General features: G+C 70.9%; 25 protein-coding genes and 1 pseudogene. 11 read left to right on the top strand and 15 right to left on the bottom strand.

The genetic code is table 11. The features are described 5' to 3' along the window. Nucleotides 1–103: 103 nt before the first annotated feature. From adhE to ACIQRL_RS25710, 4 genes and pseudogenes are all read right to left on the bottom strand, one after another. Nucleotides 104–2,790 (bottom strand): annotated as a pseudogene (gene adhE / locus ACIQRL_RS25695) (bifunctional acetaldehyde-CoA/alcohol dehydrogenase). Between the two features lie 505 nt (nt 2,791–3,295). After that, entirely contained in the window at nt 3,296–4,543 is a 1,248-nt protein-coding gene (locus ACIQRL_RS25700; protein ID WP_401335616.1) for a ricin-type beta-trefoil lectin domain protein, read from the bottom strand. Between the two features lie 134 nt (nt 4,544–4,677). After that, nucleotides 4,678–5,214 carry a VanZ family protein gene (locus ACIQRL_RS25705; RefSeq protein ID WP_401336427.1) on the bottom strand — a complete coding sequence of 179 codons (537 nt, stop codon included), beginning with the start codon at nt 5,212–5,214 and terminating at the stop codon, nt 4,678–4,680. 466 nt (nt 5,215–5,680) lie between these two features. Further along, on the bottom strand, nt 5,681–6,331 hold the full coding sequence (locus ACIQRL_RS25710; protein ID WP_401335619.1) for a DUF4230 domain-containing protein: 651 nt from the start codon (nt 6,329–6,331) through the stop codon (nt 5,681–5,683). A 396-nt stretch (nt 6,332–6,727) separates the two neighbouring features. Between ACIQRL_RS25710 and ACIQRL_RS25715 the strand changes: the two genes are divergently transcribed. Both ACIQRL_RS25715 and tuf read left to right on the top strand, forming a co-directional pair. Further along, nucleotides 6,728–7,681 (top strand): ribose-phosphate diphosphokinase, encoded by a 954-nt coding sequence (locus ACIQRL_RS25715; protein ID WP_401335621.1) that lies wholly within the window; start codon nt 6,728–6,730, stop codon nt 7,679–7,681. 117 nt (nt 7,682–7,798) lie between these two features. After that, complete coding sequence (gene tuf / locus ACIQRL_RS25720) at nt 7,799–8,992, top strand: elongation factor Tu (protein WP_401335624.1); 1,194 nt, start codon at nt 7,799–7,801, stop codon at nt 8,990–8,992. Nucleotides 8,993–9,013: 21 nt separating this feature from the next. Here tuf and ACIQRL_RS25725 read toward each other — a convergent pair whose 3' ends face one another. Next, a complete protein-coding gene (locus ACIQRL_RS25725; RefSeq protein WP_401335626.1) occupies nt 9,014–9,394 on the bottom strand; it encodes an anti-sigma factor antagonist in 381 nt (126 codons plus the stop codon). A gap of 239 nt (nt 9,395–9,633) precedes the next feature. Beyond that, nucleotides 9,634–10,584 carry an NADP-dependent oxidoreductase gene (locus ACIQRL_RS25730; protein ID WP_401335629.1) on the bottom strand — a complete coding sequence of 317 codons (951 nt, stop codon included), beginning with the start codon at nt 10,582–10,584 and terminating at the stop codon, nt 9,634–9,636. A 71-nt stretch (nt 10,585–10,655) separates the two neighbouring features. Between ACIQRL_RS25730 and ACIQRL_RS25735 the strand changes: the two genes are divergently transcribed. Next, nucleotides 10,656–11,603 (top strand): GlxA family transcriptional regulator, encoded by a 948-nt coding sequence (locus tag ACIQRL_RS25735; protein ID WP_401335632.1) that lies wholly within the window; start codon nt 10,656–10,658, stop codon nt 11,601–11,603. A 135-nt stretch (nt 11,604–11,738) separates the two neighbouring features. Here the strand turns inward: ACIQRL_RS25735 and ACIQRL_RS25740 are convergent, their stop codons facing one another. The 4 genes from ACIQRL_RS25740 to ACIQRL_RS25755 form a co-directional block, all read right to left on the bottom strand. Continuing rightward, entirely contained in the window at nt 11,739–12,293 is a 555-nt protein-coding gene (locus ACIQRL_RS25740) for a TetR/AcrR family transcriptional regulator (protein WP_401335634.1), read from the bottom strand. Then, the gene (locus tag ACIQRL_RS25745) at nt 12,290–12,652 is read right to left on the bottom strand and encodes a DUF1304 domain-containing protein (protein ID WP_401335637.1); all 363 of its coding nucleotides are present in this window, start codon (nt 12,650–12,652) and stop codon (nt 12,290–12,292) included. The genes ACIQRL_RS25740 and ACIQRL_RS25745 overlap by 4 nt, the downstream gene beginning before the upstream one ends. Nucleotides 12,653–12,792: 140 nt before the next feature. Further along, nucleotides 12,793–14,424 (bottom strand): amidohydrolase, encoded by a 1,632-nt coding sequence (locus ACIQRL_RS25750; RefSeq protein ID WP_401335640.1) that lies wholly within the window; start codon nt 14,422–14,424, stop codon nt 12,793–12,795. 42 nt (nt 14,425–14,466) lie between these two features. Further along, a complete protein-coding gene (locus tag ACIQRL_RS25755) occupies nt 14,467–15,960 on the bottom strand; it encodes an APC family permease (RefSeq protein ID WP_401335641.1) in 1,494 nt (497 codons plus the stop codon). Between the two features lie 118 nt (nt 15,961–16,078). Here ACIQRL_RS25755 and ACIQRL_RS25760 point away from each other — a divergent pair, with 118 nt between their 5' ends. The 3 genes from ACIQRL_RS25760 to ACIQRL_RS25770 all read left to right on the top strand — a co-directional run bounded on the left by ACIQRL_RS25760 (nt 16,079) and on the right by ACIQRL_RS25770 (nt 17,654). After that, nucleotides 16,079–16,843 carry a TetR/AcrR family transcriptional regulator gene (locus ACIQRL_RS25760; protein WP_401335644.1) on the top strand — a complete coding sequence of 255 codons (765 nt, stop codon included), beginning with the start codon at nt 16,079–16,081 and terminating at the stop codon, nt 16,841–16,843. Between the two features lie 117 nt (nt 16,844–16,960). Next, nucleotides 16,961–17,176 carry a hypothetical protein gene (locus ACIQRL_RS25765; RefSeq protein ID WP_401335647.1) on the top strand — a complete coding sequence of 72 codons (216 nt, stop codon included), beginning with the start codon at nt 16,961–16,963 and terminating at the stop codon, nt 17,174–17,176. 85 nt (nt 17,177–17,261) lie between these two features. Then, nucleotides 17,262–17,654, top strand: a complete 393-nt coding sequence (locus tag ACIQRL_RS25770) for a VOC family protein (RefSeq protein ID WP_401335650.1) — start codon at nt 17,262–17,264, stop codon at nt 17,652–17,654. A gap of 16 nt (nt 17,655–17,670) precedes the next feature. Here ACIQRL_RS25770 and ACIQRL_RS25775 read toward each other — a convergent pair whose 3' ends face one another. After that, the gene (locus tag ACIQRL_RS25775) at nt 17,671–17,976 is read right to left on the bottom strand and encodes a DUF4235 domain-containing protein (RefSeq protein WP_401335652.1); all 306 of its coding nucleotides are present in this window, start codon (nt 17,974–17,976) and stop codon (nt 17,671–17,673) included. Between the two features lie 149 nt (nt 17,977–18,125). Here ACIQRL_RS25775 and ACIQRL_RS25780 point away from each other — a divergent pair, with 149 nt between their 5' ends. Then, the gene (locus ACIQRL_RS25780; RefSeq protein ID WP_401335655.1) at nt 18,126–19,199 is read left to right on the top strand and encodes a cation diffusion facilitator family transporter; all 1,074 of its coding nucleotides are present in this window, start codon (nt 18,126–18,128) and stop codon (nt 19,197–19,199) included. Between the two features lie 158 nt (nt 19,200–19,357). Here the strand turns inward: ACIQRL_RS25780 and ACIQRL_RS25785 are convergent, their stop codons facing one another. After that, nucleotides 19,358–19,801, bottom strand: a complete 444-nt coding sequence (locus ACIQRL_RS25785) for a nitroreductase family deazaflavin-dependent oxidoreductase (RefSeq protein ID WP_401335658.1) — start codon at nt 19,799–19,801, stop codon at nt 19,358–19,360. A gap of 158 nt (nt 19,802–19,959) precedes the next feature. Then, on the bottom strand, nt 19,960–20,592 hold the full coding sequence (locus ACIQRL_RS25790; RefSeq protein WP_401335660.1) for a LysE family transporter: 633 nt from the start codon (nt 20,590–20,592) through the stop codon (nt 19,960–19,962). 443 nt (nt 20,593–21,035) lie between these two features. On the opposite strand from ACIQRL_RS25790, the gene ACIQRL_RS25795 reads away from it, so the two are divergent. Further along, nucleotides 21,036–22,271 carry a cytochrome P450 gene (locus ACIQRL_RS25795; RefSeq protein ID WP_401335663.1) on the top strand — a complete coding sequence of 412 codons (1,236 nt, stop codon included), beginning with the start codon at nt 21,036–21,038 and terminating at the stop codon, nt 22,269–22,271. A 13-nt stretch (nt 22,272–22,284) separates the two neighbouring features. After that, nucleotides 22,285–22,491, top strand: coding sequence for a ferredoxin (locus ACIQRL_RS25800; protein WP_401335666.1), 207 nt, complete (start codon nt 22,285–22,287; stop codon nt 22,489–22,491). A gap of 50 nt (nt 22,492–22,541) precedes the next feature. On the opposite strand, the gene ACIQRL_RS25805 is transcribed toward ACIQRL_RS25800, so the two are convergent. Then, nucleotides 22,542–23,120, bottom strand: coding sequence for a TetR/AcrR family transcriptional regulator (locus tag ACIQRL_RS25805; RefSeq protein ID WP_401335667.1), 579 nt, complete (start codon nt 23,118–23,120; stop codon nt 22,542–22,544). 128 nt (nt 23,121–23,248) lie between these two features. On the opposite strand from ACIQRL_RS25805, the gene ACIQRL_RS25810 reads away from it, so the two are divergent. Beyond that, a complete protein-coding gene (locus tag ACIQRL_RS25810) occupies nt 23,249–23,707 on the top strand; it encodes a nuclear transport factor 2 family protein (RefSeq protein WP_401335669.1) in 459 nt (152 codons plus the stop codon). A gap of 78 nt (nt 23,708–23,785) precedes the next feature. Beyond that, complete coding sequence (locus ACIQRL_RS25815) at nt 23,786–24,319, top strand: flavoprotein (protein ID WP_401335672.1); 534 nt, start codon at nt 23,786–23,788, stop codon at nt 24,317–24,319. A gap of 98 nt (nt 24,320–24,417) precedes the next feature. Here ACIQRL_RS25815 and ACIQRL_RS25820 read toward each other — a convergent pair whose 3' ends face one another. Further along, nucleotides 24,418–26,133, bottom strand: a complete 1,716-nt coding sequence (locus tag ACIQRL_RS25820) for an ArnT family glycosyltransferase (protein WP_401335675.1) — start codon at nt 26,131–26,133, stop codon at nt 24,418–24,420. Between the last annotated feature and the right edge of the window lie 95 nt (nt 26,134–26,228).

Genomic DNA, 26,228 nt, shown 5'->3' on the forward strand with positions numbered 1-26,228 from the left:
TCAGAGGATGTGGTGGGGTTCAGGCGGAATCCGCGGACAACATGGAACCTCCTGAGTAGGTGAGCTGAAGGGCGGGGAAGGGGGCGGGCTCGGTCGGGCCGGCTCAGTTCGCCGGAACGGTGCCGCCGGTCTCCACGCCATGGCCGTAATAGGCCGCGCGCATCAGCTCCGCCATGTCGTCGAGCATCGGCATCCGGGGGTTGGCGGGCGCGCACTGGTCCTCGTAGGCGTTGAGGGCCTGTTGGGGAAGGGCGTCGAGGAAAGCGTGCTCGTCGACGCCGAGGGACTGGAAGGTCGGCTCGATGCCCACCGCGTCGCGCAGCCGCTCCACCGCCGAGGCGAGCGCTTCGACGCCCTCGGCCGGGGTGGCGGCGGGCAGACCGAGGGTGCGGGCGATGTCCTGGAAGCGTTCGGGGGCGCGGTAGCTCTCGTACTTCGGCCAGCCGGTGAGCTTCGTGGGAAGGGTCCCGTTGTAGCGGATGACGTGCGGCAGCAGCACGGCGTTGGTCCGGCCGTGGGCGATGTGGAAGGTGGCGCCGAGAGTGTGCGACATGGCGTGGACGATGCCGAGGAAGGCATTGCCGAAGGCCATGCCGGCGATGGTCCCCGCGTTGTGCATCTTCTCCCGGGCTTCCGGCCGGGCCGCGCGGTCGTTCACCGCCGCCTCGATGTTGTCGAAGATCATCCGGATCGCGTGCAGGGCGAGGCCGTCGGTGAAGTCGTTGGCGTAGACGGACACATAGGATTCGATGGCGTGGGTGAGGGCGTCGAAACCGCTGTCGGCGGCCAGCGCCCGGGGCAGCGCGGTGGTGAGGAGCGGGTCGATGACGGCCACGCTGGGAGTGAGCGCGTAGTCGGCCAGCGGGTACTTCTTGCCGGTGACAGGGTCGGAGATGACGGCGAACGGGGTCACTTCGGCGCCGGTGCCGGAGGTGGTGGGGATGCACACCAAGCGGGCGAGCCTGCCGAGGACGGGGAAGCGGAAGGCGCGCTTGCGGATGTCGGAGAACTTGTGCCGCATGTCGGCGAAGTCGACGTCCTTGCCCTCTGCCTGCTGCTCGTACAGCAGCCACATCACCTTGGCGGCGTCCATGGGTGAGCCGCCGCCGAGGGCGATGATGGTGTCGGGGCGGAAGTCGCCCATGAGGCGGGCGCCGCGCCGGACCGAGTCGATGCTGGGTTCGGGCTCGACGTTGTCGATCACCTGGATGGTGACCGGCTCCGCGCGCCGCCGCAGCACGCGCTCCACCCGGTCGACGAGGCCCAGGCGGGTCATCGTGGCATCGGTGACGACGGTGACGCGGTGGACGTCCGGCATCGAGGCGAGGTAGCGGATGGCCCCCGGCTCGAAGTAGATCTTCGGCGGGACCTTGAACCACTGAAGGTTGTTGTGACGGGTCGACACCCGCTTGATGTTCAGCAGTTGAGCGGCGCTGACGTTGTTGGACACGGACGTGCTGCCCCACGAACCACAGCCCAGGGTCAGCGAGGGCAGCAGGCTGTTGTAGATGCCGCCGATCGCGCCCTGTGAGGAAGGGGCGTTGACGATGATCCGGACCGTCTTCATGTGCTTTCCGTACGCCTCCGCCAGCGAGGGTCCTCGGTGTGGATGACGGCGCTGTGGCCCTGTCCGTGGAAGGCGACCATGTCGGCGGCCAGGTCGAAGCCCTCCTCTTCGGAGTCGGCGCGCAGGACGGCGAGGACGGGACAGAGTTTCTCGCGGGTGAGCGGCTCGTCGGGGCCGACCCGGTCGGCCTCGACCAGGATCAGCGACGTGTTCGCGGGGACGGAGAATCCGGCCTGTTCGGCGATCCAGGCCGGACTCCGGCCCACAGCAGCGGAGTTGACCTTGGGCTCGCAGCCCGAGCCGGCGGCGCCGACGGGGAACAGGAACGCCTCCAGCATCGCCTTCTCCTCGGCGCTGGCCAAGTGGGCGTGCAGGGTGCGGAATTCCGCCAGGACGGCGTCGTAGATCTCCCCGTCCAGGATCACGGCCTGTTCGGAGGCGCAGATCATGCCGTTGTCGAACGACTTGGACAGCACCACGTCATTGACGGCGCGGCGCAGCTTGGCGCCCCGGTGGATGTAGGCGGGGACGTTCCCGGCGCCCACCCCCAGGGCAGGCTTGCCGGCCGAATAGGCGGCCCTGACCATCGCGTTGCCGCCGGTGGCGAGGATCAGGGAGACACCGGGGTGCCGCATCAGGGCCCCGGTCGCCTCGACGGACGGGGCTTCGATCCACTGCACGCAGTGCTCCGGCGCGCCCACGGCGACCGCCGCGTCGCGGACGATGCGGGCCGCTCGGGCGCTGGAGCGCTGGGCGGAGGGATGAAAGGCGAACACGACCGGGTTACGGGTCTTCAGCGCTATCAGCGCCTTGAAGACGGTGGTGGAGGTCGGATTGGTGACGGGCGTGATCGCGCACACCACGCCGACGGGCTCCGCCACCTCGATCATGTCGTCGATGTCGTCGCGGGCGATGACACCGACCGTCTTCATCGGGCCCATGCTGTGGGTGACGTACTCGCAGGCGAACATGTTCTTCGCGGCCTTGTCCTCGAACACACCGCGACCGGTTTCGTCCACCGCGATCCGCGCGAGCGCCGTGTGCTGGTCCAGAGCCGCCACCGACGCCTTCTTGACGATGAGATCGACCTGCTCCTGATCGAGTGCCTCGTACTCCGTGAGCGCCTTGAGCCCGTTCGTCACCAGCCGGTCCACCGCGATGGCGATGTCGGACGGCGGGGCGACGGGCTCGGCAGCCGCGCGGGGATCGTCTTGGCGGGTCATGGGAGCAAGCCTCCGTCGTCGAGAGGTCACTGCCGCGTGAGCGACGGTGCGGGGAGTCGACGCGATCGGAGATCGGTGCGGCTCCGAGCATGAGCGTCTCTCTTCCCGGTGCCTTCGACCCAGGAGCCATTGGTCCCTCTGCGGGGCCGACCGGCCCTGGACCGGCTCCGGTGGCCCGGCCGTTGACGACGCCGATGACCACGTCCGCGGAAACGCTCCGTCGGACGTGGCCATGCCCCGCGCCCGCACCACCGGGCACCGTGACGATGCCTGGCGGGCGGCGAGGTGTGCGGACGGAACCGCTCCGTCTCGGCCTGCTACGCAATCTGCGTCCGCACGATCGCGTGGTGGCAGGCTGCTGTGCCCATCGAATCCGCCGCCGGCACTACAACGAGCGAATGCGTGAATGTGCTCGTCTTGCTTTGGTGTCCCTCGGGTCAGGCGAAGGCCGAAGCGGCTGAGAAAGGGACACCGGACATGCGAACCTACAGACCCGCGCTGTCCCTCAGCCCACTGTCCACTTCTGGTTGGCTCCGCCGCCGCACGTCCAGATCTGGAGCCGTGTGCCATTGGCCGAGTTGTTGCCCGTGACATCGAGACACTTGTTGGCCTGCGGGTTCACGATGTCGTGGGCCGCGGTGACCGTCCATTTCTGGTTGGGGCCGCCGGTGCAGTCCCACAGCTGGACCGTCGAGCCGTCCGCCGTACCGTTGCCGGTGACGTCCAGGCACTTGCCGAGCGCGCGTATCGTGCCGTCAGAGGACACGGTCCACTGCTGGGCGCCGGTGCCGTTGCAGTCGTAGAGCTGTACGGGCGTGCCGTTGGCCGAGTTGGCGGCGGCCACGTCCGCGCACTTGCCCGCGAGGCCCTTGATCGGACCGGCGGTGCCGCCCGAGCTGTCGCTCGTCGTCACCTTCACCTCGTCGACGACGAGCTGCTGCGGGAATGCGGTGGAGCCGTCGGGGTCGCCGGGCCAGTACCCGCCGACCGCGAGGTTGAGGATCAGGAAGAACGGCTTGTTGAACACCCAGGTGTTGCCGCCCACATCGGCGGGCGTCCGCTGCTGGTAGACCGTGCCGTCCACCGACCAGGTGATCGAGTTCGGTGCCCAGTCGACCGCGAAGGTGTGGAAGGCGTCCGCGAAGGCCTGGCCGTTCGGCAGGGAGTACGGGGCGCCGATACCGGCGGACCCGGAGTACCCCGGCCCGTGGATCGTGCCGTGCACGGTGTACGGCTCGTAACCGACGTTCTCCATGACGTCGATCTCACCGGAGTTCGGCCAGCCGACCTGTCCGATGTCGCTGCCGAGCATCCAGAACGCCGGCCACATGCCCTGCCCGCGCGGGATCTTCATCCGGGCCTCGACATGGCCGTACGCGGTGGTGAACTTCCCCGAGGTGTTCATCCGGGCCGACGTGTACTGGCACGTGCCGTACCAGCACTGGTAGTTGGCCGGATTCTCCTTGCGGGCCGTGATGACCAGATGGCCCTGGCCGTCCAGCGCCGCGTTCTTGTTGCCCGACGTGTAGTACTCGCGTTCGTGGTTGTTGACGTTGTCGCCGGTCTCCATCTGCCACTTGGAGGAGTCGACGGCCGAACCGGCGGGGCCGTCGAAGGTGTCGTCGAACGTCACGGCCGCGGTGGCCGCCGCCGGACCCGCGTGGGCGGGAGCGACGACGGCCGAGGCGGAGGCGACGAGCGCGGCGGACAGCGCGGCGAAGAGGCATCTTCGGAGCAGGCGTGGGGAGTCCATGACTCTCATTTCCGTACGGCTGCCCCGGGAGGGCCGGCCGACTGAGGTGGGGGGTGCATGCTTCGCCTCTTGATTTAAGGAGTGAGGTAACGGGGTGTCAATACTCTGGTCCGGACCAACAGTTGAGGGATGTGTCAAGCGCGAAGGCGCTTCTTCGGGTGCACCGCCCGGCCGAGCCGCCGGCCCAGGAGCAGGTAACCCACCAGCGCCCCGGTCGTGTTGAGGATGACGTCGTCGATGTCGAAGGAACGCCCGGTGATGAGGGCTCCCTGGACGAGTTCGACCAGGAGCATGACCGCCGCGGTGAGGGCCAGGACGCGCAGGATGCCACGGGTCTTCGGGAACACGACGGGCAGCAGCACCCCGAAGGGCACCCCCAGGACGAGGTTCCCGCCGATCTGCTTGACGGCGTCGCGCAGCTCCGGCTGGTCGAGATAGGCCTTCAGGGAGCGCCCGGGGTGAAGGTTGTTGTGGATCAGGGCCGCGGACGCCGGGGAGGGTTCCAGTGTCAGCCGGGCCAGCACGACGGCGAACGCCACCATGGCCGCGAACGCGACCAGGACGGCCAACAGCCGGAAGGGCAGCGCCAAGGCCCCCGTCTCCCGCGCCGGCGCGGGAGCGGGCGGCGGCTTCCTGCGTCCGAAGAACGACCGTGACCGCTCCGACTTCACCCGCTCGGCCTTCGGCGCAGGCTTGCTCCGCCCCGCCTTCGACGCCGGCTTGCTCTGCTCGCCCTTCGACGCGGCCTTCCCCCGGTCCGCTTCCGACTTCGGCGCCGGCTTCCGGCGACCGACCTTCGCGGCTCGTGCGCGCAACGCGGTGCGGACCATGAGACCCTCCCCTATTCAACTGCTCTCTGGTGCAGCCCGCATACCCCCGATGGGGCCGACAATGCCCGGGGCACGGCGAACGGATGGGTCTTGCGCACGGGGCAGAGCTTGCCGGCGACGGGATGCCCGTCATGCGGCACCCGGCCGAACCGGCGCGCTCCCGCGAAGCCGTAGGCGATGACCTGCGCCTTGCTCCGTCGTCCGCCGCCAGGAGGGGGCTGCCGTCCGGAGGGCCGCCTCCCTGACGGCCCAGGGCGCCGGGTGCGACCGTGTGCTCGCCCCGGCGCCCTCGGCACCGCCGAAACACTCAGGCGCCGTAGGCGACCGTCACCTGCGTGAAGCCGAGCGAGCGCAACAGGCCTTCGAGCATGCTCGTGGTGTTCTCCTCGGCCCGCGCGGTGAGCCGGCTGTCCTGCGCGGCCTTGCCGATGTGCTTCGCCGCGAGCCGCTGCACGGCCCGCTCGTCGTTCGGGTTGTCCGAGAAGATGTCGCCGATCCGGTCGAGGAGACCGCGCTGCTTCGAGACGGCGTAGGAGTGGTCCGGGTCGAGGGCGGGTTTGCCGAGTGCCGCGTGCGGCAGACGGAGCGTGGCCGACGTACGGTCGCCGTTGACCGTCACGTCCTTCTGGCCGATGCGGCCGAGGTCGACGTAGGCGTCGACGGTGCCGGCCCCCACGTACAGCGTGCGGGTGCCGCGGATGGCGTCGGGCAGGTACTTCGCGTCCTTCTCCAGGTCCACGACCACCTGGAAGTTGCCCGACGCGGCGTCGTAACGGCTCATGTCCTGGATGGACTTGAGGAGCGCGGGGCCCGAATTGTCGTGGGACTCCGTGCCGAACACATCGCGCAGCCCCGGCAGAACGGCCAGCCGCAGCCCGGCGAAGAGCACCACGAGCACCAGCACGAAGGCGGAGACCACCTTCGCCCAACCGGGCATGCGTTTGATGGACGTCGTCATGTCGACGGTCCTCCTTTCAACCGTCCTTGTACCCCTCAAGCCCCTTGGCAGGCCGACCGGTTGGCGGATGGATTCGGCCGCCGGGAGCCCGGAGTGCCGTCCGCGGGAGGGCGGGGGAGCGGGTCGACGGGGTGGCCGGGACGCCCGGGACACCCGGGACGCCGAGCCCCGGCCCCCGTGCCCGGCGCTCCGGGGCGTACGTCCTGAGGGGCGGGCGGTCAGGCACGGCCTCCCGGCGGACGGTGCACGGGACCGGCCCGGCACCCCGCGACCGGATCCGCAACCGGAAATCCCCCGGTCGAAGGCCCGAAAGGTGCCCAGTAGCATGAGGTACGCACTCCGGGACGATCTTGCCAACCGGCGACGCAACCCGGTTCGATCATGCGAGGAGCGGTCGTGCGTGACATCGCCGTGTTCAGCGGTAGTGCCCATCCCGAGCTTGCGGCCGAGCTCTGCGCGCACCTCGGTGTGCCCCTCAGCCCGACCCGGGTCAGCCGGTTCGCCAATGACTGCCTGGAGGTCCAGCTCCAGGCCAACTGTCGCGAGCGTGACGTCTTCCTCGTGCAGCCGCTGGTCACCCCGGTGCAGGAGCATCTCGTCGAGCTGCTGATGATGTGCGACGCGGCGCGCGGTGCCTCCGCCGGGCGGATCACCGTGGTCATGCCCCACTATTCGTACGCTCGTTCGGATAAAAAGGACATGCCCCGGATCTCCATGGGCGGCCGGCTCGTGGCGGATCTGCTGGTCGCGGCCGGTGCCAGCCGTGTCCTCGCGATGACCCTCCACTCCCCGCAGGTGCACGGCTTCTTCTCGGTGCCGGTCGACCATCTGCACGCCCTGCGGGAACTGGCCGTGCACTTCCGGGCCAACGACCTGTCGCGTACGACGGTGGTCTCGCCCGATCTCGGCAACGCGAAGGAGGCCGCGGCGTTCGCGCGGCTCATCGGGGCCCAGGTGGCCGCCGGTGCCAAGCAGCGGTTCGCCGACGACCGGGTGAGCATCAGCTCCGTCATCGGTGAGATCGCCGGACGCGATGTCATCGTGCTGGACGACGAGATCGCCAAGGGCAGCACGGTCCTCGAACTCCTGGAGCGGTTGCGCGAGTTGGGGCCGCGGTCGATCAGGGTCGCCTGCACCCACGGGCTGTTCGCGGCGGGCGCGCTCAAGCGGCTCAGCGAACAGCCCGACGTGCTGGAGATCGTCTGCACGAACACCGTGCCCATCCCCGTCGAGGAGCACACGGAGAAACTCAGCGTGCTGTCCATCGCCCCGGCGCTCGCGGAGGCGGTGCGGCGCATTCACAACGGTGAGTCCGTCAGCGCCCTGTTCGACGCGCCGCGGAACGAATAGACAGGAGGGAGCGGAACTTCCCTCCCCACCGCTCGGTCACGACGAGCGGCTGCCGTGCCCGGCCGGGAAGCCGCGGAGCAACGCTCGGCGTCACCCAGGTGATCAGGAGGGCTCGCAGTGGCCAAGGCGAAATTCGAGCGGACCAAGCCGCATGTGAACATCGGCACCATCGGGCACATCGACCACGGCAAGACGACGTTGACGGCGGCCGTCACCAAGGTGCTGCACGACCGCTTCCCCGATCTGAACCCGTTCACGCCGTTCGACCAGATCGACAAGGCGCCCGAGGAGCGGCAGCGCGGCATCACGATCTCGATCGCCCATGTCGAGTACCAGACGGAGAACCGGCACTACGCGCACGTCGACTGCCCGGGGCACGCGGACTACATCAAGAACATGATCACGGGGGCCGCGCAGATGGACGGCGCGATCCTCGTGGTCGCGGCGACCGACGGTCCGATGCCGCAGACCAAGGAGCACGTCCTGCTGGCCCGGCAGGTCGGCGTCCCGTACATCGTGGTCGCCCTCAACAAGACGGACATGGTGGACGACGAGGAGATCCTGGAACTCGTCGAGCTGGAGGTGCGCGAGCTGCTCAGCGAGTACGAGTTCCCGGGCGACGACGTCCCGGTCGTCCGGGTGTCCGCGCTGAAGGCGCTGGAGGGCGACCCGGAGTGGAGCGCGACGATCCTCGAACTCCTCGCGGCCGTCGACGCGTTCGTGCCGGAACCGGTGCGCGATGTGGACCGGCCGTTCCTGCTGCCGATCGAGGACGTCTTCACGATCACGGGCCGCGGCACGGTCGTCACCGGCCGGATCGAACGCGGGGTGCTCAAGGTGAACAGTGAGGTCGAGATCATCGGCATCCACGAGCAGAAGACCCGGACCACCGTCACCGGCGTCGAGATGTTCCGGAAACTCCTCGACGAGGGCCGGGCGGGCGAGAACGTCGGGCTGCTGCTGCGCGGGGTGAAGCGCGAGGACGTGGAGCGGGGGCAGGTGGTGATCAAGCCGGGTTCGGTGACCCCGCACACCCGGTTCGAGGCGCGCGCCTACATCCTCTCCAAGGACGAGGGCGGCCGGCACACGCCGTTCTTCGACAACTACCGCCCGCAGTTCTACTTCCGCACGACGGACGTGACCGGAGTCGTGACCCTGCCCAGGGGGACGGAGATGGTCATGCCGGGCGACAACACCACCATGGAGGTGCAGTTGATCCAGCCGATCGCGATGGAGGAAGGGCTCAAGTTCGCCATCCGCGAGGGCGGCAGGACGGTCGGCGCCGGGCAGGTCACGAGGATCCGGGAGTAGCGGACCGGGCGGACGGGCTGCTCAGAGCGCGTCCGAAACGGCCTCCGGGCGGCTCAGCGCCTCCTCCGGCGAGGCCGAGGGAGGCAGTACCCGCGAGAGCCCGGTCAGCCGGAACATGCGGAGCGTCAGCGGATGGGTGCAGACCAGGTGCAGCCGGCCGCCCCGCTCGATGACGCGACGTCTGGCGCGGTAGAGCAGCCGCAGGCCCGAGCAGTCGAAGAACTCGACGCACCGCAGGTCGATGACGACCTGCGGTGCCGGGTCCGAGGTCACCGCGTCCAGGAGCGGGGCGATCTCCGTCGCGGCGAGCAGATCGATCTCCCCGTGCAGCTCCAGCACCACATGACCTTGGTCGTGGTGGATACGCAGATGCCTGGTGGACGGTACGGGGTCGCTCGCCACGCGGACATCACCTCCAGCCGGCTGTTGACCTGCTCCCGAAGGCAGGAGGGCAGGGTCACCGGGGGCCGGGGCGACGATACGTCATGTGACCACTGGACACGACCCCGGGCACCGGTGGATGGAAAACCGTTCCTTGCTCTGCAAGTTACCCTCGTTGAAGTGAATTCCAGCATGTTCGATTGACATATGTCTTCGCTGTGTGCGGCGAGTTGGCCATCGGTGCGGGCCGACCCCGGCCGTCAGTCGACCACCAGGACGAGCTTCCCCGTGGTCCGGCCGGTGTCGCCCAGGGCGTGCGCCTTCGCGGCATCGGCCAACGGGAAGGTCTCGGCGACGGTGGGGCGCAGCGCGCCCTTCTCGACGAGGTCCGCGACCGCCCGCATTCCGGCCTGGTCGGCGTCGACGAGCATCCGCACCGCGCGGACCCCGAGCCGCTCGGCCTCCTCGTAGAACTCGTCGGTCCCGACCGGCAGGATGGAGACGACCACGCCGCCGGGGCGCAGCACGTGCAGCGAGCGCATGCCGGTCTCGCCGCCGATCGTGTCCAGTACGACGTCGACGTCGCGCACGGCCTCGGTGAAGTCGACGGCGGTGTAGTCGATCGGCTCGTCCACGCCGATGGACCGCAGGAAGTCGTGCTTGCCCGCGCTCGCGGTGCCGATCACATACGCGCCGAGGGCCTTCGCGATCTGCGCGGCCACATGGCCGACCCCGCCGGCCGCCGCGTGGATCAGCACCCGCTGCCCCGGCCGCACGCCGGCCCGTTCGGTCAGCGCCTGCCATGCGGTCAGGGAGACCAGCGGGAGCGCGGCGGCCTGCGTGTGGTCGATCACCGACGGCTTCAGGGTGAAGGCGCGCCCGGGACCGGTCACGTACTCGGCGTGCGATCCGTGGCCGTAGGGGTAGGGCAGCATGCCGAAGACCTCGTCCCCGGGCCTGACGTGGGCGACGCCGATCCCGGTCGCCTCGACCACGCCGGACACGTCCCAGCCGAGGACGAAGGGCGGCTCGCCGAGGAATCCTCCGGTCGCGCGGTGCTTCCAGTCGGTCGGATTGACCCCGGCGGCCCGTACCCGGACCAGGATCTCGTTCGCCCGCGGCGCGGGCCGCTCCAGGGTCACTTCCTCAAGAACCTCGGGACCGCCGAGGACGTTCTGGCCGATGGCTCGCATCGTGTTCATAGTGTTCATGGTCAACCAGCCTGCCGGGGTGCGCTCCACGGGGAAATGGCAGAATCGCCAACCTTCGATAGGATCGTGCCATGCAGCATGTGGAGCGGGTCGTGGTCCTGGCGCTCGACGGCGTCTATCCCTTCGAGCTGGGCATGCCCAGCCGGATCTTCGGCGCGGCGGACGGCCGCTACGACGTGGTGACCTGCACCGTCGACGGAGGACCGGTCCGCACCGACGCCGACTTCTCCGTCACCGTCGACCACGGTCCCGAGGTGCTGCGCACGGCGGACACGGTGGTCGTCGCGGCCGTCACCCCGGCCCGGGTCACCGCCGCCCTCTCGGACGAGGCCGCCGCCGCGCTCGCCTTCATCCGTCCGGGCACCCGGATCGTCTCCATCTGCACGGGCGCGTTCGTGCTCGCCGCCGCCGGGCTGCTGGACGGACGCCGGGCGACGACGCACTGGTGCGTTTCGGACCAGTTCCGGCGTATGTTCCCGCGGGTCGACCTGGACCCGGACGTCCTGTTCGTCGACGACGGCGAGATCCTCACCTCGGCCGGCGCCGCGTCCGGCATCGACATCTGCCTGCACATCGTCCGCCGCGACCACGGCAGCGAACTGGCCAACAAGGTGGCCCGGCGCTGCGTGGTCCCGCCGCTGCGCGAGGGCGGCCAGGCCCAGTACATCGAGCGGCCCGTGCCGGAGCCCTCGACGGCGAGCACCGCCGCCACCCGCGACTGGGCGCTGACGCGCCTCGGCGACCCGCTGACCCTGACCGATCTCGCCGCCCACGCCGGGATGAGCCTGCGTACCTTCGCCCGCCGCTTCAACGACGAGGTGGGCCTGAGCCCCGGCCGCTGGATCGTCCAGCAGCGGGTCGCCCGTGCCCGCCATCTGCTGGAGGCCAGCGATCTGCCGGTGGACCGGATCGCGGGCGAGGTCGGCTTCGCGACGGGAGCCTCCCTGCGCCAGCACCTGCAGGCCACGATCGGCGTCTCGCCCCAGACGTACCGCCGTACCTTCCAGACCGCACGCTGACCGGCGAACGGTCGGTCACGCCGTCGTCGCCCAGGGCCGGCCACCGCGTCCGGAGACCGGCGCGTTCTGTCACCCGCCCACGTTCCCGGCGAGCCGTGCCAGCGGGCACCCCGATGGCGTGGACGGCCCTGAGCGTCACCGGCTCATGTGCAGGGCGACGAGCAGTTGCCAGACCTGGTCCGCGACCGTGTCGGGGGTGCCCTCCAGCAGGCCGTGCAGCCAGTCCGCGAGGACGCCCGCGAAGGTGGCGGCCACGGCGGAGGCGACGAGCGGGGCGTCCGGTGCCCCCGCGAGGGTGCGCTCGGCCAGGCTGCGGGCCCGCAGGTCGCGGTGGAGCACGCGGCCCAGCGGGCCGCCGCCGCCCGGACTCAGCAGCGCGCGGTAGAGACCGGTGTGCGGGGCGAGTTCGGTGAAGAAGGCGCGCAGGGCGGGCGGCGCGGACACCGGGTCGGGGCGGCCGCGCCAGGCGTGCAGCGCCTCCACGGCCTCCCGTACGACATCGGCGCACGCGTCGACCGCCAGCGCCTCCAGGTCGGCGTAGTGCACATAGAAGGTGGCCCGGCCGACCCCGGCCCGCCGCACCAGCGCGGCGACCCCGATCTCCTCCAGCGGATGCTCGGCGCACTCCTCCAGCAGCGCCTGCCGCAGCCGCGCGCGGGTCCGGGCGGCCCGCGGGTCGTCCGGCGTCATCCCGCGAGCAGGACGGCGGCGAGGGCGAGTGCGCCCGGCACGGCCTGGGCGAACAGGATCCGGCGGTTGGCGGTGACCGATCCGTACACGCCCGCGATCATGACACAGCACAGGAAGAAGATCTGCGCGTCACGGCCGGTCGGGTCCGCCGCGATCAGCCCCCACACCAGGCCCGCGGCCAGGAACCCGTTGTAGAGCCCCTGGTTCGCGGCGAGCGGCGCGGTCGCCCGGGCCATCTGCGCGTCGAGCCCGTGAAGTCCCCGCCCCGGCTTCTTCTCCCACAGGAACATCTCCAGCACCAGGATGTACGCGTGCAGCGCGGCCACCAGCCCCACCAGCACGTTCGCGACCGTTTCCATCGTCGGCAGACCCCGATTCGCCTCGTGATTTCTTGGACAGGTGTCCACTATAGCTGGACGACTGTCCAAGAAGCGACGACGGCTGGTCGGGGCCGAGCCGGGCCGGGCGAGGCGAGGCCGGCCGAGCCGGGCCGGTCGGGTCAGGCGTCCGGTGCCGCGTACACGCGCTCCCCTCCGACGTAGGTGAGCGCGACCCCGGTCTCCTTGATCGCCTCCGTCGGTCCCGCGAAGGGGTCGCGGTCCAGGACGACGAGATCCGCGAGGGCGCCCACCCGCACGCTCCCGGTGTCGTCGAGGTGGTTCGCGTACGCCGTTCCCGCGGTGTACGCCGTCAACGCGGCCGTCAGATCGATGCGTTCGGCCGGCAGGAATACCGGCCCCGGCTCGTCCGGGCTCACCCGGTTGACCGCGACATGGATGCCCTGGAGCGGGTCGGGGCTGCTGACCGGCCAGTCGCTGCCCGCCGCCAGCCGTGCGCCGGAGCGCAGCAGCGAACCGAACGGATACTGCCAGGCGGCCCGTTCGGGCCCGAGGAACGGGATGGTCAGCTCGTCCATCTGCGGTTCGTGGGCGGCCCACAGCGGCTGGATGTTCGCCGTGGCGCCGAGCCGCGCGAAGCGGGGCACGTCGTCGGGGTGCACGACCTGGAGATGCGCCAGATGCGGACGCGTGTCGCTCGGCCCGTTCGCCTTCCGCGCCGCCTGCACGGCGTCCAGGGCGTGGCGTACGGCCCCGTCGCCCAGCGCGTGGAAGTGGCACTGGAACCCGAGCGCGTCCAACTCGGTCACATAGGCGGGCAGATGGGCCGGATCGATGAAGCTCTTGCCCCGATTCGCCGTGGCGCAGCCGCACTTGTCGAGATAGGGGTCGATGAGCGAGGCGGTGCCGTTCTCGGCGACCCCGTCCAGCATCAGCTTGACGCTGGTCGCCCGGAACCTGCCGTGCTCCAACGCGGCCCGGCGCTCGACGAGTTCGGGGATCTGTTCGGCGCCGCGCGCCCTGTCCCACCACAGCGCGCCGACCACCCGCGCGGTCAGCGAACCGTCCCTGGCCGCCGTCAGGTAGGCCTCGGACGGATCCTCCATGCCCAGGAAGGTGCCGACGATCGCGTCCTGCCAGGCGGTGATGCCGAGCGCGTGCAGATGCCGCTGGGCGTGCAGCAGCGCGGCGAGCCGGTCGGCGGGTGTGGCCGCGGGGGTGAGGCGGCCGACGGACTGCATGGCCCCCTCCTGCAGCATGCCGGTGGGCTCACCCGACGCGTCCCGCTCGAAGCGCCCGTCGGCCGGGTCGGGCGTGTCCCGGGTGACACCGGCGAGTTCGAGGGCGCGGCTGTTGGCCCAGGCACCGTGATGGTCCCGGTTGGGCAGGTACACCGGCCGGTCCGGTACGACCGCGTCCAGCAGCTCCTTCGTCGGCGTGCCGCCCGCGAAGGCCTCCATGGACCAGCCGCCGCCCGTGATCCACTCCCGCTCGGGATGGGCGTCGGCGTACGCGCGGACGGCGGCCACGGTGTCCTTTGCCGTCTTCGCGCCGGTGAGGTCGCACTGGGTGAGTTCCAGGCCCGCCGGGACCGGGTGGACGTGCGCGTCCTGGAACCCGGGCAGCAGGAGTCGTCCGGCCAGGTCGACGACCTCGGTGCCCGGGCCGATCAGCTCATGGACCTCGGAGTTCCCGACGGCGGTGATCCGCTCGCCGGTGACGGCCACCGCGGTCGCGGCGCGGCCCTCGGGGGTGAACACCGGGCCGCCGGTGAAGAGAAGGTCAGCGTGCATGGTTCCGTTCCTTGTTCGGGGTGGCCAGGGATCTCGGTCGCTTCAGTTGAGGGTGGCCAGAAGGTGGGGCGCGTCGGCGTCGGTTCCGTGTCCCGTGGTGAAGTACGGGGATTTGCGGACCCACTTGGCCCACGCGGCGGCCAGGAAGCCCGAGGCGATCATGACGCCGGGGGCGAGCAGCAGGAACCAGCCGTTGTCCGCGCTCACCTCCAGGTGGTCGGTCGAGGTGTAGAAGGACCAGGCGAGATAGCCGCCGAGGCCGAGCAGCGCGACGGCGCTGAGGGTGGGGAGGACGACCGCGCGTATGCCCTCCTTCCAGTCCTCGCGGAGCAGTCCGCGGAACCGGGCGGCCGCCGCGAGGGCGATCAGCGCGTACGACAGCGCCACGACGATCCCGACGGCGTTGACCGTCGCCATGATCATGTCGCCGAGCCGGGGAATCACCAGCGAGAGCGTGGCCACGACCACGGCCATCGCACCGATCAGCAGCGTGCCGATCGCCGGGGTCCCGTACCGGGCGCTGACCCTGGACCACACCGGCCCGAGCGTACGGTCCCGGCTCATCGCGAACATCCCGCGCGCCGTCGGGATCACCCCGGCCTGCAGCGAGGCGACCGCCGAGAACATCAGCGCCACCAGGGGCAGCGCGGCCAGCGGCTGGTCGGCGAGCCGGTTCCCGAGGAAGGCCAGCCCCTCGGCGCCGTGCCCGGCCAACTCGTCCTCGGACAGCACGCGTTGGAAGGCCACCGAGCCGAGCACGAACAGCCCCAGCATGGTCACGAGCGTGATGGTCCCGGCCCGCGAGGCGTCCCGCGGATCGCGCACCTCCTCGTTCACGCTGAACGCCGACTCGAAGCCCCAGTAACAGAACACCGACAGCAGCAGCCCCTGCGCCAGCGCCGTCGCCGACGGGATCTCGAACGGGTCGAACCAGCCCAGGCTGAAGGGGTGCGTGCCGGTGACGATGCCGTATCCGCAGAAGCCCAGCAGGACGACGTACTCGAAGACCAGCAGCCCGCCCTGGAGCCGCGCGGCGCTTCTGACCCCGGTCACCGCGGTGAGGGTGACGGCGACGAGGACCAGCACGCCCACGGCCGTCGTCTGGGCGGTCGAGCCCGGATCGAGCACCAGGCCCGCCACCGTGTGCAGGCCCGCCTCGCCGGCGAGCTGGATCATCGCCGAACCGGTCACCGCCGTGGTGTACGCGAGGAACGCCACCGTGGCCACGATGCTCACCCAGCCGACCAGGAACCCCAGCCAGGGACTGAGCGAACGGCCCACCCACACATAGCCGTTGCCCGCGTTCGGCTCGACCCGGTTCAGCCGGGAGAAGGCGCCCGCGATCCCGAGGATCGGCAGGAAGGCCAGCAGCATGATCGCGGGCAGATGCAGCCCGACCACCCCGGCCGTCACCCCGAGGCCGATGCCGATGCTGGTCGTCGCCGCCGTACTGGAGGCGGCGATGGCGATTCCGTCCATCACGCCGAGCGTCTTGCGCAAGGACGGGGGATCCACACCGTACGGCTTCTGCGTCATGGCCTGCTCCGATCGCACCCGGGGCCTGATTCCGGCCCGATGACCGGAAATGAAACTGCCCGGGGCCTTAACAGGTCAACGCTGTTGACATAAGGTGCCCGGACCGGAGGGAGACACCATGACGTCCACGAACGACCGCGTCGTCCCGTCCGCCGCCCGGCGGCGCAGACGTCCCACCAAGACCGGCGTCGTCCTCTCCGAGGAACTGATCGTCGAGACCGCCCTGCGGCTGCTCAAGGAGCACGGCGCCGACGCGCTCACCGTCCGCCGCCTCGGCCTCGCCCTCGGTGCCGACCCCAGCGCCCTCTACCGCTATTTCCGCGACACCGACGATCTGCTGCTCGCCATCGCCGACGAGCTCATCGGCCGGACGCTGCGCACCTGGCACCCCACGGGGGACTGGCGCGCCGACCTCAGGGACCTCGGCCTGCGCGTGCACTCCGGGTCCCTCGCCCATCCACAGGCCGCCGTGCTCAGCTCCTACCGGGTGACCGGCCGGGTCCACGAGATCGCGGCGGTGGAGACGATCATCGGTGTGCTGCGCGGCGCCGGATTCCCCGACCCCGAGGCCGTACGGATCTACCACGCCTTCGTCGACCAGGCGCTCGCGTTCGCCGCCCTGGACGCGGCGAGTGTCGCCCTGCCCCGGGCCGCACGCGAGGCCGAGGCCGGCGTATGGCGGGCGAAGTACGCCCGGCTCCCCGCCGACAGCCACCCGAACATCGCGGCGACGGCCCGCCATCTGCTGGCCGACATGCGGCACAGCGCCTATCCGACGGCGCTCGACATGCTGCTGAGCGCGGCGGCGGCCCGGCTCGCGGAGATCACCGGAGGCGCGGACACGACGGGAGCCCCGCCGCGCCCACCCGACCCGTCCCCCTGAGCCCGGCCCTGCCGTCGCACCGAGGCTCGGCCCGTCGCTCTGCCGCGTCGTCGCACCTCGGCCCGTCCGTCCCGTCACACCGAGGCCCGCTCCACCGGGCCGACCCGCGACGTGGTCATGATCGACGGCACCACCCGGACCCTCGAAGCCGATGAACTGCCGGCCGGAACCGGCGACGCGTTCGCCACCAGGACGGGTTTCGATCCGCGCCGACTCACCACCCCCTACCAGTACTTCAGCGTCACGCCGCAGCGGGTGCAGGCCTGGCGCGAGGCCGACGAACTCGCCGGACGCGACCTCATGCGGGACGGCGCGTGGCTCCTGGCCGACTGAATTCCCCCGACGGGGTAACCCGGGACGGCAGGGCAGCGGCGGCCGGATGCCGCCCCGTCGTCCCGGAACCCCTCACGGAGGAAACATGGCACTGGTCAGGGCAGCCGTCGTGGTGCTGGACTGCGCCGAGCCCGAGAAGCTCGCCGCCTTCTACAAGGAACTGCTCGACGCCGAGGAGACGGACGCGAGCGCGAACCGCGTCGAGATCAAGGGCACCGACGGCATGCGCATGGCCTTCCGGCGGGACGTGAACGCCACACCACCGAGCTGGCCGCGTCCCGAGAACGCCTTCCAGGCCCACATCGACTTCCATGTGGACGACCTCGACGAGACGGAACGCGTGGTGGTCGGCCTGGGCGGCCGGCCGCTCGACACCAAGGACGCGTCCGGCCCGTACGAGGAACGCGGCTACGCCGACCCGGCCGGTCACACGTTCACCCTGCGCTGCGCACGGTCGACGGCCCCCAAACAGGGCTGAACGGTCCTCGCCCTCCTCAGTCGCGGCCGGACCTGTCGGGGGAGGGCCACACGCCCGTCGACCGCTCGATGGCCTTCGCACCCGTGCGGTCCACCGCACTGCGGACGACAGCGAAGATCGCGCCCTGGAGCGCGGCGGCGAGCAGCACCTCGCCCCAGCCGCGTTCCTTGTCCAGGGCGTCAGGGGCGTCCTCCTCGTGACGTATCGCCATCCAGGTCTTCTGGAAGGCCAGTCCGGCGAGGGAGCCTCCGGCCCAGCTCAGTACGAAGCCGATCGGCTTGTAGGCCAGCGACAACTGGCGCTTCTTCTGCTTCTTGGACACCTGAGGCTCCTTCTTCGTTCCCGAGGCCGCGGACGCGCGCCGGCCTCTCCCACCGGGTACGGGTGCCCGATGCGCGGCCCCCGTACCCCTCGGTCCGATTCTGTCGGCCGGCACGGTGTGAGGTGGAGAGCCAGGGGAAACCGGCCGGTGTGAGCGGTGAAGAAACGAAGGAACCGACGGACCACGGCCCTGCGACGCGCCAGCGGCGGCAGAAGGAGGACGGCTCGGACAGCGGAACCCGGGTCACCGTGATCGTGGCACTGGGCGCCAACCTGCTGATCGCCGTGGCCAAGGCGGTCGGCGGCCTGATCGCGGGTTCGCCCGCGCTGCTCTCGGAAGCGGCGCACTCCGTGGCGGACAGCATGAACGAGGTGTTCCTGCTGGCCGCGCTCCGCCGCAGCCGCCGCCCCGCCGACCGCAGACATCCGTTCGGCTACGGCAAGGAACGGTTCTTCTGGTCACTGCTCGCGGCCGTCGGCATCTTCGTCATGGGTGGCTGCTTCTCCTTCTTCCAGGGCTTCGAGGCCCTGCGCAACGGCGCCGACGAATCCTTCGGGGGCTACCTGGTGGGCATCGCGGTGCTCGCGGTAGCGCTGCTCGCCGAGGGCGGCTCACTGCTGCGGGCGCTCCACCAGGTACGCGGGCAGGGAGGCGCCGAGGCCATGCGGGACCCCGCCCTGCGCACGGTCGTCGCCGAGGACGGCACGGCGGTGCTCGGCGTGAGCCTCGCGATCGTCGGCATGGTGCTCCACATGGTCACGGGCCAGGTCGTGTGGGAGGCCTCCGCCTCCTTCGCCATCGGGCTGCTCCTCGTGTGCATCGCCTTCTGGCTCGGCAGCAACGCGCGCGAGCAGCTCATCGGACGGGCCGTCGACGAGGAACAGAGCGGACGGATCCGTGAACTGCTGAAGGCGCAGCCCGAGATCGACAGCGTCGAGGCGCTGCTGACCATGGAACTGGGCCTCGACTCGACACTGGTGGCCGCCCGGATCGACCTGGTCCCGGGGCTCGACAGCGAGGAGGTCGAGGAGGTCGCCGTCCGCATCAAGCGCTCGGTCGCCCACACCTTCCCCGAGGCCGACCAGATCTTCCTCGACGTGACCGACGCCCGAGCGGCGCGTGCGGCCGCGCGCCGCGGCGAGAGCGGGGCGAGCGACCGGGAACACGCCGGCGACGCGACAGCGGACAGCCCCGCCGCGACGGGGGAACGCGGCGGGGCCTGACGTCCGGGTGCCCGACGCGCGGCCGCTCATGCACAGCACACCGATGCGGACATCCGGGAGCGTTGTGTGGTGGCCGTGGTCACGGTGGAGCACGGGGAGGGGCCGTACCGGCGTGTGTGGCGGTACGGCCCCTCCCCGTGCGCGGGTGAGTCCTGGTGTCAGTCGGTCGGCTCCAGCACGAAGACGGGGATCTCCCGGTCGGTCTTCTTCTGGTAGTCGAGGTACGGGGGGTACGCGGCGGCCGCGCGCTCCCACCACTGGGTCTTCTCGTCGCCGGTGATCTCCCGGGCGGTGAACTCCTTGCGCACGGGCCCGTCCTGGAGCTCGACGCGGGGATCGGACGTGACGTTGTAGTACCAGACCGGGTGCTTGGGGGCACCGCCGAGCGACGCGACCACCGCGTAGCGCCCGTCGTGCTCGACGCGCATCAGCGGGGTCTTGCGGATCTTGCCGCTCTTGGCCCCGCGTGTCGTGAGAATGATGACGGGCATTCCGGTGTCCATCAGCGTCGTGCCCTTGGTCCCACCGGAACTCTCGTACAACTCCACCTGGTCCCGCACCCACTGCGTGGGGCTGGGCTCGTACTCGCCCTCAAGCGGCATGACTTCCGTCCCATCGTCGCGTCGACTGGTCGTGTCTCGGCACGATTCAACACCAGTGCGGACGCGAATCTTCCGCACCGCCGCCCCGCGTGGCTTCCCGTGCCGGGCCGATCCCCGCCGGGCGCACCGGGCGCACACCTGTGACGGGCCCCGGGATCTCAGGGCGGGGCCAGGAGCACGCGTACGGCCAGGAGCATGATGACGCCGCTCGACACGAGTCCCGTCACCAGTCGTCCCCGGTGTCCCGTCAGGGTCCGGCCGAGCAGCGCGCCGCCCCCGGCGATCAGGAGCTGCCAGCTCGCGGACGCGGCGAACGCGGCGAGGACGAACACCCCCTGCTCCATCGGACGCACCGCCTCGGCCGTACGGCTGCCGAGCACCAGCGCGGCGAAGTAGACGACCGTGGTGGGGTTGAGCAGGGTGATCCCCAGCAGAGCCAGGTAGGCGCGGGCCGGGTGCGGGGGATCCTGCCCGGTCCGCTCGGCGAGCCGCCGCTCGCGGTACTGACGGACCGCACCGATCGCACCGCGGACCGCCAGCACGGCGAGGACCAGCGCGGAGACCCCGCGCAGCGGGAGCAGGACCGGCTGGAGCTCGGCGGCGAGCGCCGCACCGCCGAGGGCGGCGACGAGGGCGTACAGTCCGTCGGCCGTCGCGACGCCCAGCGCGGCCGAGGCGCCGGTCCGCAGGGACGTACGAGCGGTGAGGGAGACGAGGTAGGTCGCGACCGCTCCGACGGGCACGGCGATGCCGTAGCCCGCGAGAAGCCCCGCGACGAGCGCGGCGGTCACGACCGGGGAAGCTCGGGCCTCCGCGGTCGGCCGGGCTGCTGCTGGACCCGCACCGGACGAACGGCGGTGGAGGTCGGCGGCAGGAGGGCTTCGATCGTGAACATGGGCCGATGTTCGGGCCACCGGACGCGCCCGCGCAACCGATTTTCGGAAGGGGTGGTCTGGGGGGTTCGAGCCATGAGCGAGCCGGCGCGTGCCCGACGGGGCGGGAATCCGGCGGAAACCGGAGGCGGGCCCACCGCTCTTCGGCCAGATCGTGCGAACGGCTCATCTGGCCGAACTTCGCGTGGCCGTATAGGTGCCTGGGGCATCTAATGAAGATCGGCAAGAGGGAACCGTCGCCTGTGAGGTCACTCATGACAGAAGCCCCCCTGACCCAACCCCCGCCGATCCAACCCCCGCCGGTCCAACCTCCGGCATCCGAGTCTCCGGTCCAACCCCCGGTGTCCGAGTCTCCGGTCCGGCCTTCGGTGTCCGGGCCTCCGGCCGTCCCGTCTCCAGCGGTCGCCTTTCCGCAGGACAGGACGTGTCCCTATCACCCGCCCGCCGCCTACGCGCCGTTGCGTGAGGGGCGTCCGCTCTCGCGGCTCTCCCTGTTCGACGGGCGTCGAGTCTGGGTGGTCACCGGTCATGGCGTCGCCCGTGACCTCCTGGCCGACCCGCGGCTGTCCTCGGACCGCACGCAGCCGGCGTTCCCGGCGATCACCGAGCGGTTCGCGGCGACGCGCAACCGCCGGGTCGCGCTGCTCGGCGTCGACGATCCCGAGCACCACGTCCAACGCCGCATGCTGGTACCGAGTTTCACCCTCAAGCGGATCGGCGCCCTGCGCCCGGGCATCCAGGAGACCGTCGACCGGCTGCTCGACCGCATGGCCGAACAGGGCCCGCCGGCCGAGCTCGTGAACGACTTCGCGCTCCCCGTGCCCTCCATGGTGATCTGCGCCCTCCTCGGCGTTCCGTACGGGGACCACGACTTCTTCGAGGCCCAGTCCCGCCGGCTGCTGCGTGGCCCGGCCGCCGCCGACATCGAGGACGCCCGCGACCAACTGGACGCCTACTTCGGCTCGTTGATCGACCGCAAGCGCAAGGATCCCGGGGACGGACTCCTCGACGAGCTCATCCACGATCAGTTGCGCGAGGGAAAGGCGGACCGGCAGGAGCTGATCTCGCTGGCGACCATCCTGCTCGTCGCCGGGCACGAGACGACGGCGAACATGATCTCGCTGGGCACCTTCACCCTGCTCCGGCATCCGGAACAGCTCGCCGAACTGCGGGCGGAACCGGCCCTGATGCCCGCCGCCGTCGAGGAGTTGCTGCGGTTCCTGTCCATCGCGGACGGGCTGCTGCGAGTGGCGACCGAGGACATCGAGGTGGCCGGGACGACGATCCGCGTCGGCGAGGGCGTGGTGTTCTCCACGTCCGTCATCAATCGTGACGAGCACACCTTCCCCGAACCCGACGCCCTCGACTGGCGCCGCTCGGCCCGGCATCATGTCGCGTTCGGCTTCGGCATCCACCAGTGCCTCGGCCAGAATCTCGCCCGGGCCGAGATGGAGATCGCGCTGCTGTCGCTCTTCGACCGGTTTCCCGGTCTGCGGCTCGCCGCCCCCGCCGACGCCATCGCGTTCAAGCCCGGAGACACGATCCAGGGGATGCTGGAACTCCCCGTGACCTGGTGAGGAGTTCGAGGTCATGAGCGTCGGCATCGCGATCGACAAGGACGTCTGCATCGGTGCGGGTCAGTGTGCCCTCGCCGCCCCGGGCGTCTTCACCCAGGACGACGACGGATTCAGCGCGTTGCTGCCGGGCCGTGCGGACGGCGGTGGTGACCCGATGCTCGGGGAGGCGGTACGGGCCTGCCCGGTCGGGGCCATCACGGTGACGGAGCACGCCGCCTGAAGCGCGGCCCCGGTGCCGCCGGGGCGGAGCGCGCCGCCTGATGCGCGGCTCTACTGCGCTGTCGACAGCAGGAGTTGGGCGGCCGCGCGCGCCTGGGCGGCGGGCTCGGTGCTCAGGGTGATGCCCGCCGTGACCATGGCGCCCTCGGCGAGGAGGAACAGGTGGTCGCCCAGCGCGGCGGGCAGCCCTCCCGCGGTCACGAGCCCGGTCAGATACGCCCTGAAGGCCGCCTTGTGCGCACGGACCTGCGCGGATACCCCCTCCGAGGTGGCGCCGAGTTCGCCGTACGCGTTGATCCACGCGCAGCCGCGGAAGCCGGGCTCCGCGAACCACAGGCCCAGCCAGTCGAAGACGGCCAGAATTCTCCGACCGGGGTCCCCCTCCCAGTCGACGTACTCGGCCAGCATCGCCCGCCAGCGGGCATCGCGCCGCTCCAAGTAGGCCTCCACCAGCTGTTCCTTCGCCGGGAACAGCTGGTAGAGCCGCTTGAGCGAGACGCCTGAGGCGCTCCGGATGTCGTCCATCCCGACGGCCTGGATGCCGCGGCCGTAGAACAGCTCCTCCGCCGCGTCGAGCGCCTGCTCCCGGGTGTGCTCGAGAGCCTGGTCCCGGGCGGTCGTGCTGTCCATGCGGAGGACTCCTTGACGTGAGAACGGTCGTTCTCTATGTTAGCCGGAAGAGAAGGAGAACGATCGTTCTCGCACGATCTCGACCGGATGCGCATGCGTATCTCCATGTCTGTGCGCCGAGGAGTCCGATGACCGACCGTCCGCCCCTGCCGCCCTTCACCCGCGAGACCGCACTCCAGAAGGTCCAGGCCGCCGAGGACGCCTGGAACACCCGGGACCCGCACAAGGTCTCGCTCGCCTACTCCGAGGACTCGGTCTGGCGCAACCGGGACACCTTCGTCACGGGCCGCGCCCGGATCGTCGAGCTGCTCACGGACAAGTGGGCCCGCGAGCGCGAGTACGCCCTGCGCAAGAACCTCTGGGCCTTCGACGGCAACCGCATCGCCGTCCGTTTCCAGTACGAGTCACGTGACGCGGACGGCCAGTGGTGGCGCTCGTACGGCAACGAACTGTGGGAGTTCGACGAGCACGGTCTGATGACCCGGCGCGAGGCCTCCATCGACGACGTGCCGATCGAGGAGAAGGAGCGCCGGATCCTCGGTCCGCGCCCGGAGTCGGAACGCGGGGAGACCTTCCCTCTTCGGTAGGGGCGGCCTTCCCCCTCCGGTCGGCAGGGGCGACCTCCCCCTCCGGTGGCGGCACCGGATCCTCATTAGGGTTCCCATGTGAGCGAACCCACCGAGAAGCCCTTCCTCTACGTCGTCGTCTGTGCTGCGGGCGTCGCCGAGGGCATCGGCACGTTGATCACCGCGGCGCGGGAGCGGGGCTGGGAGGTCGGCGTCATCGCCACGCCCCAGGGTCTCGGCTTCTTCGACGCGGCGGCGGTCGAGGAGCTGACCGGCCGCCCGATCCGCTCGGCCTGGCGGGCCCCCGGCGACCCGCGTCCCTTCCCCGCACCGGACGCGGTGGCCCTCGCGCCGGCCACCTTCAACACCGTCAACAAGTGGGCGGCGGGCATATCCGACACCCTCGCCCTGGGAACGCTGTGCGAGGCCTACGGACTCGGCGTCCCGATCGCCGTACTGCCCTGTGTGAACGAGGCGTTGGCGGCCCACCCCGCCTACCGCGCGAGTGTCGAGCGGCTGCGCCGGATGGGCGTCCGCTTCGGCGACCCGTACGCCGGGGAGGCCCAACAGGACGGCGGGCCGATGGAGTTCCGGTGGGAGCGGGTGCTGGACCTCCTCACGCCGGACCAGTGAGGCGGGACGCGGCACGCCGGGCGAGCGACGGCGGGGTGCGCAACGCCGGTGGAGTGAGGGCGGGTTGCGTCACCCCTCACCGGTGACCTCGGGCCGGTTCACGGCCTCCGGAAGAGGGTGATCGAGTGGCCGACCTCGTCCACCCGCCGGCTCGTGGCGAGCAGGGCCTTCAGCCGGGCGTCGGCCTTGTCGATCGAGGTGTCGGACACGACGAGCAGCCCGTGCACCCGGTCCGCGGGCACCGTGCGCGGATCGGCGGCCTCGATGCCGTAGGCGGACGGCACACCGGCGCCCTTGTACACGAGCCACACCTTCTCGTGCGGGTACTGCCCCTCCAGCCGGTCGGCGAGCCGGCCGAGGTCCTGGCCCCAGTCGACGTTCGAGTCGTGCAGCCGCAGATAGGTCTTCTCCGTGCCGCCGAACGCCTCGTTCGCGTACGGCAGGTAGTACGGGTACGTCAGCAGCGAACTGACGGCGACGAACAGGACCAGGACGGCCGTCACGATCCCTGCCCACCCCGACCAGCGCCGGCGCAGGACGACGGCACAGCCCGCCGCCACCGCGAGGAACACCGGCATGAACAGGGCGTAGCGCACGCCGAGATCGCGCGAGCCGGTCATCGCCGAAGCCAGCAGCAGCGCCGGAGGAACCAGGAGGTAGGGGGCGGCGGGCCGCAGCCGGCGCACGGCGAGCAGGGTGACCGAACCGGCCGTCCACAGCGCCGCCATGCCGAGCGGGGTCTTCACCAGCAGCGCGGCCGGCAGGTAGTACCAGAGGGAACCCCGGTAGAGGTGGCCGAAGAGGAAGCCCTGCCAGGTCGTGTTCTCGAAGCCGAACTGGACCCGCATCCCGTCCCGGTACGGCTGGGGGACGGGCAGGTGGTCGATGAGCAGCGCGCGCAGCCCGTGCACCGGGGGCAGGTCCGCGGGCGCCGTCCAGCGCAGCCGGGGATCGACGGCCAGATACGTCGCCCACACCACCGCGACAGCCACGAGAGCCATCCCGGCCGCGGCCGCCGCACCCAGTCCGAGCAGCCGGGCCTTCGCCCGCGTGTCGCTCCACGGAGCGGTGGCGGGGGCAGGGCGGCCCGCGTGCCACACGGACACGACCGCGAGGAGCAGCAGCACCGGAACGGCCGGCAGCATGCTCATCTTCGTCGCCACCGTCGCGCCGAGCGCCACGGCGGACAGCGGCAGGTACAGCGACGGCCGCCGCCTGGCCCGCCACACCAGCCACACCGACGTCAGCAGGAACCCCGACGCCGGCACGTCGAGCGTGGCCAGTGAACCGTTCGCGATCACGTCCGGCGAGAACGCGTAGAGCGAGAGGGCCACCAACGCGCCCGCCCGGCCCGCGAGTTCACGGGCGAACGCCAGGACGACCAGACCGAAAAACAGCGTCAGGACGATCACCGGCAACCGTGCCCACAGCATCACCCGCCAGGGATCGTTGCCGGACTCGTACAGCAGATGCCGCCCGATCTCCGTCTGGTCGCCCTTGAACGCGGGGTCGAGGTGCGGGTGCGCGAACAGCAGCCCGCTCCCGATGATCAGCTTGCCCAGCGGCGGATGCTCGGGGTTGTACCGCAGGTCGTGCTGCTGGACGTAGACCGTCGCCGTGCCCACGTACACGGGCTCGTCGATCGTCGGCGTCTGCTCCACGGCCGTACTGACCATGGCGACGGCCATCTGGACCAGCAGCAGGACCACGGCCACCACGAACACGGCCCGCTTGCGCCGCCGCAGCCGTTCGAGGAGTCCCGGCGGCGCCACCGCGCTGTTCACCGGCACGCGGTCGTCGTGCCTGCTGGCCATGAATGTCGGCATGCCCTTTGTTACGTCCGCTCCGTACGCGCCTGCTCATCGGCCGGCCCACGGATTCGGGTGCGCGACGAGGCGCCGGCCGGATG

The sequence above is a fragment of the Streptomyces sp. NPDC091209 genome (assembly GCF_044757755.1).
Taxonomy (GTDB): domain Bacteria; phylum Actinomycetota; class Actinomycetes; order Streptomycetales; family Streptomycetaceae; genus Streptomyces.

Bases quoted from the DNA above. Each gene is read 5' to 3' on its own strand.
- ACIQRL_RS25700 (WP_401335616.1), bottom strand. From the start codon at position 4,543: ATGGACTCCCCACGCCTGCTCCGAAGATGCCTCTTCGCCGCGCTGTCC.
- ACIQRL_RS25710 (WP_401335619.1), bottom strand. From the start codon at position 6,331: ATGACGACGTCCATCAAACGCATGCCCGGTTGGGCGAAGGTGGTCTCC.
- ACIQRL_RS25730 (WP_401335629.1), bottom strand. From the start codon at position 10,584: ATGAACACTATGAACACGATGCGAGCCATCGGCCAGAACGTCCTCGGC.
- ACIQRL_RS25735 (WP_401335632.1), top strand. From the start codon at position 10,656: ATGCAGCATGTGGAGCGGGTCGTGGTCCTGGCGCTCGACGGCGTCTAT.
- ACIQRL_RS25740 (WP_401335634.1), bottom strand. From the start codon at position 12,293: ATGACGCCGGACGACCCGCGGGCCGCCCGGACCCGCGCGCGGCTGCGG.
- ACIQRL_RS25745 (WP_401335637.1), bottom strand. From the start codon at position 12,652: ATGGAAACGGTCGCGAACGTGCTGGTGGGGCTGGTGGCCGCGCTGCAC.
- ACIQRL_RS25750 (WP_401335640.1), bottom strand. From the start codon at position 14,424: ATGCACGCTGACCTTCTCTTCACCGGCGGCCCGGTGTTCACCCCCGAG.
- ACIQRL_RS25755 (WP_401335641.1), bottom strand. From the start codon at position 15,960: ATGACGCAGAAGCCGTACGGTGTGGATCCCCCGTCCTTGCGCAAGACG.
- ACIQRL_RS25760 (WP_401335644.1), top strand. From the start codon at position 16,079: ATGACGTCCACGAACGACCGCGTCGTCCCGTCCGCCGCCCGGCGGCGC.
- ACIQRL_RS25765 (WP_401335647.1), top strand. From the start codon at position 16,961: ATGATCGACGGCACCACCCGGACCCTCGAAGCCGATGAACTGCCGGCC.
- ACIQRL_RS25770 (WP_401335650.1), top strand. From the start codon at position 17,262: ATGGCACTGGTCAGGGCAGCCGTCGTGGTGCTGGACTGCGCCGAGCCC.
- ACIQRL_RS25785 (WP_401335658.1), bottom strand. From the start codon at position 19,801: ATGCCGCTTGAGGGCGAGTACGAGCCCAGCCCCACGCAGTGGGTGCGG.
- ACIQRL_RS25800 (WP_401335666.1), top strand. From the start codon at position 22,285: ATGAGCGTCGGCATCGCGATCGACAAGGACGTCTGCATCGGTGCGGGT.
- ACIQRL_RS25805 (WP_401335667.1), bottom strand. From the start codon at position 23,120: ATGGACAGCACGACCGCCCGGGACCAGGCTCTCGAGCACACCCGGGAG.
- ACIQRL_RS25810 (WP_401335669.1), top strand. From the start codon at position 23,249: ATGACCGACCGTCCGCCCCTGCCGCCCTTCACCCGCGAGACCGCACTC.
- ACIQRL_RS25820 (WP_401335675.1), bottom strand. From the start codon at position 26,133: ATGGCCAGCAGGCACGACGACCGCGTGCCGGTGAACAGCGCGGTGGCG.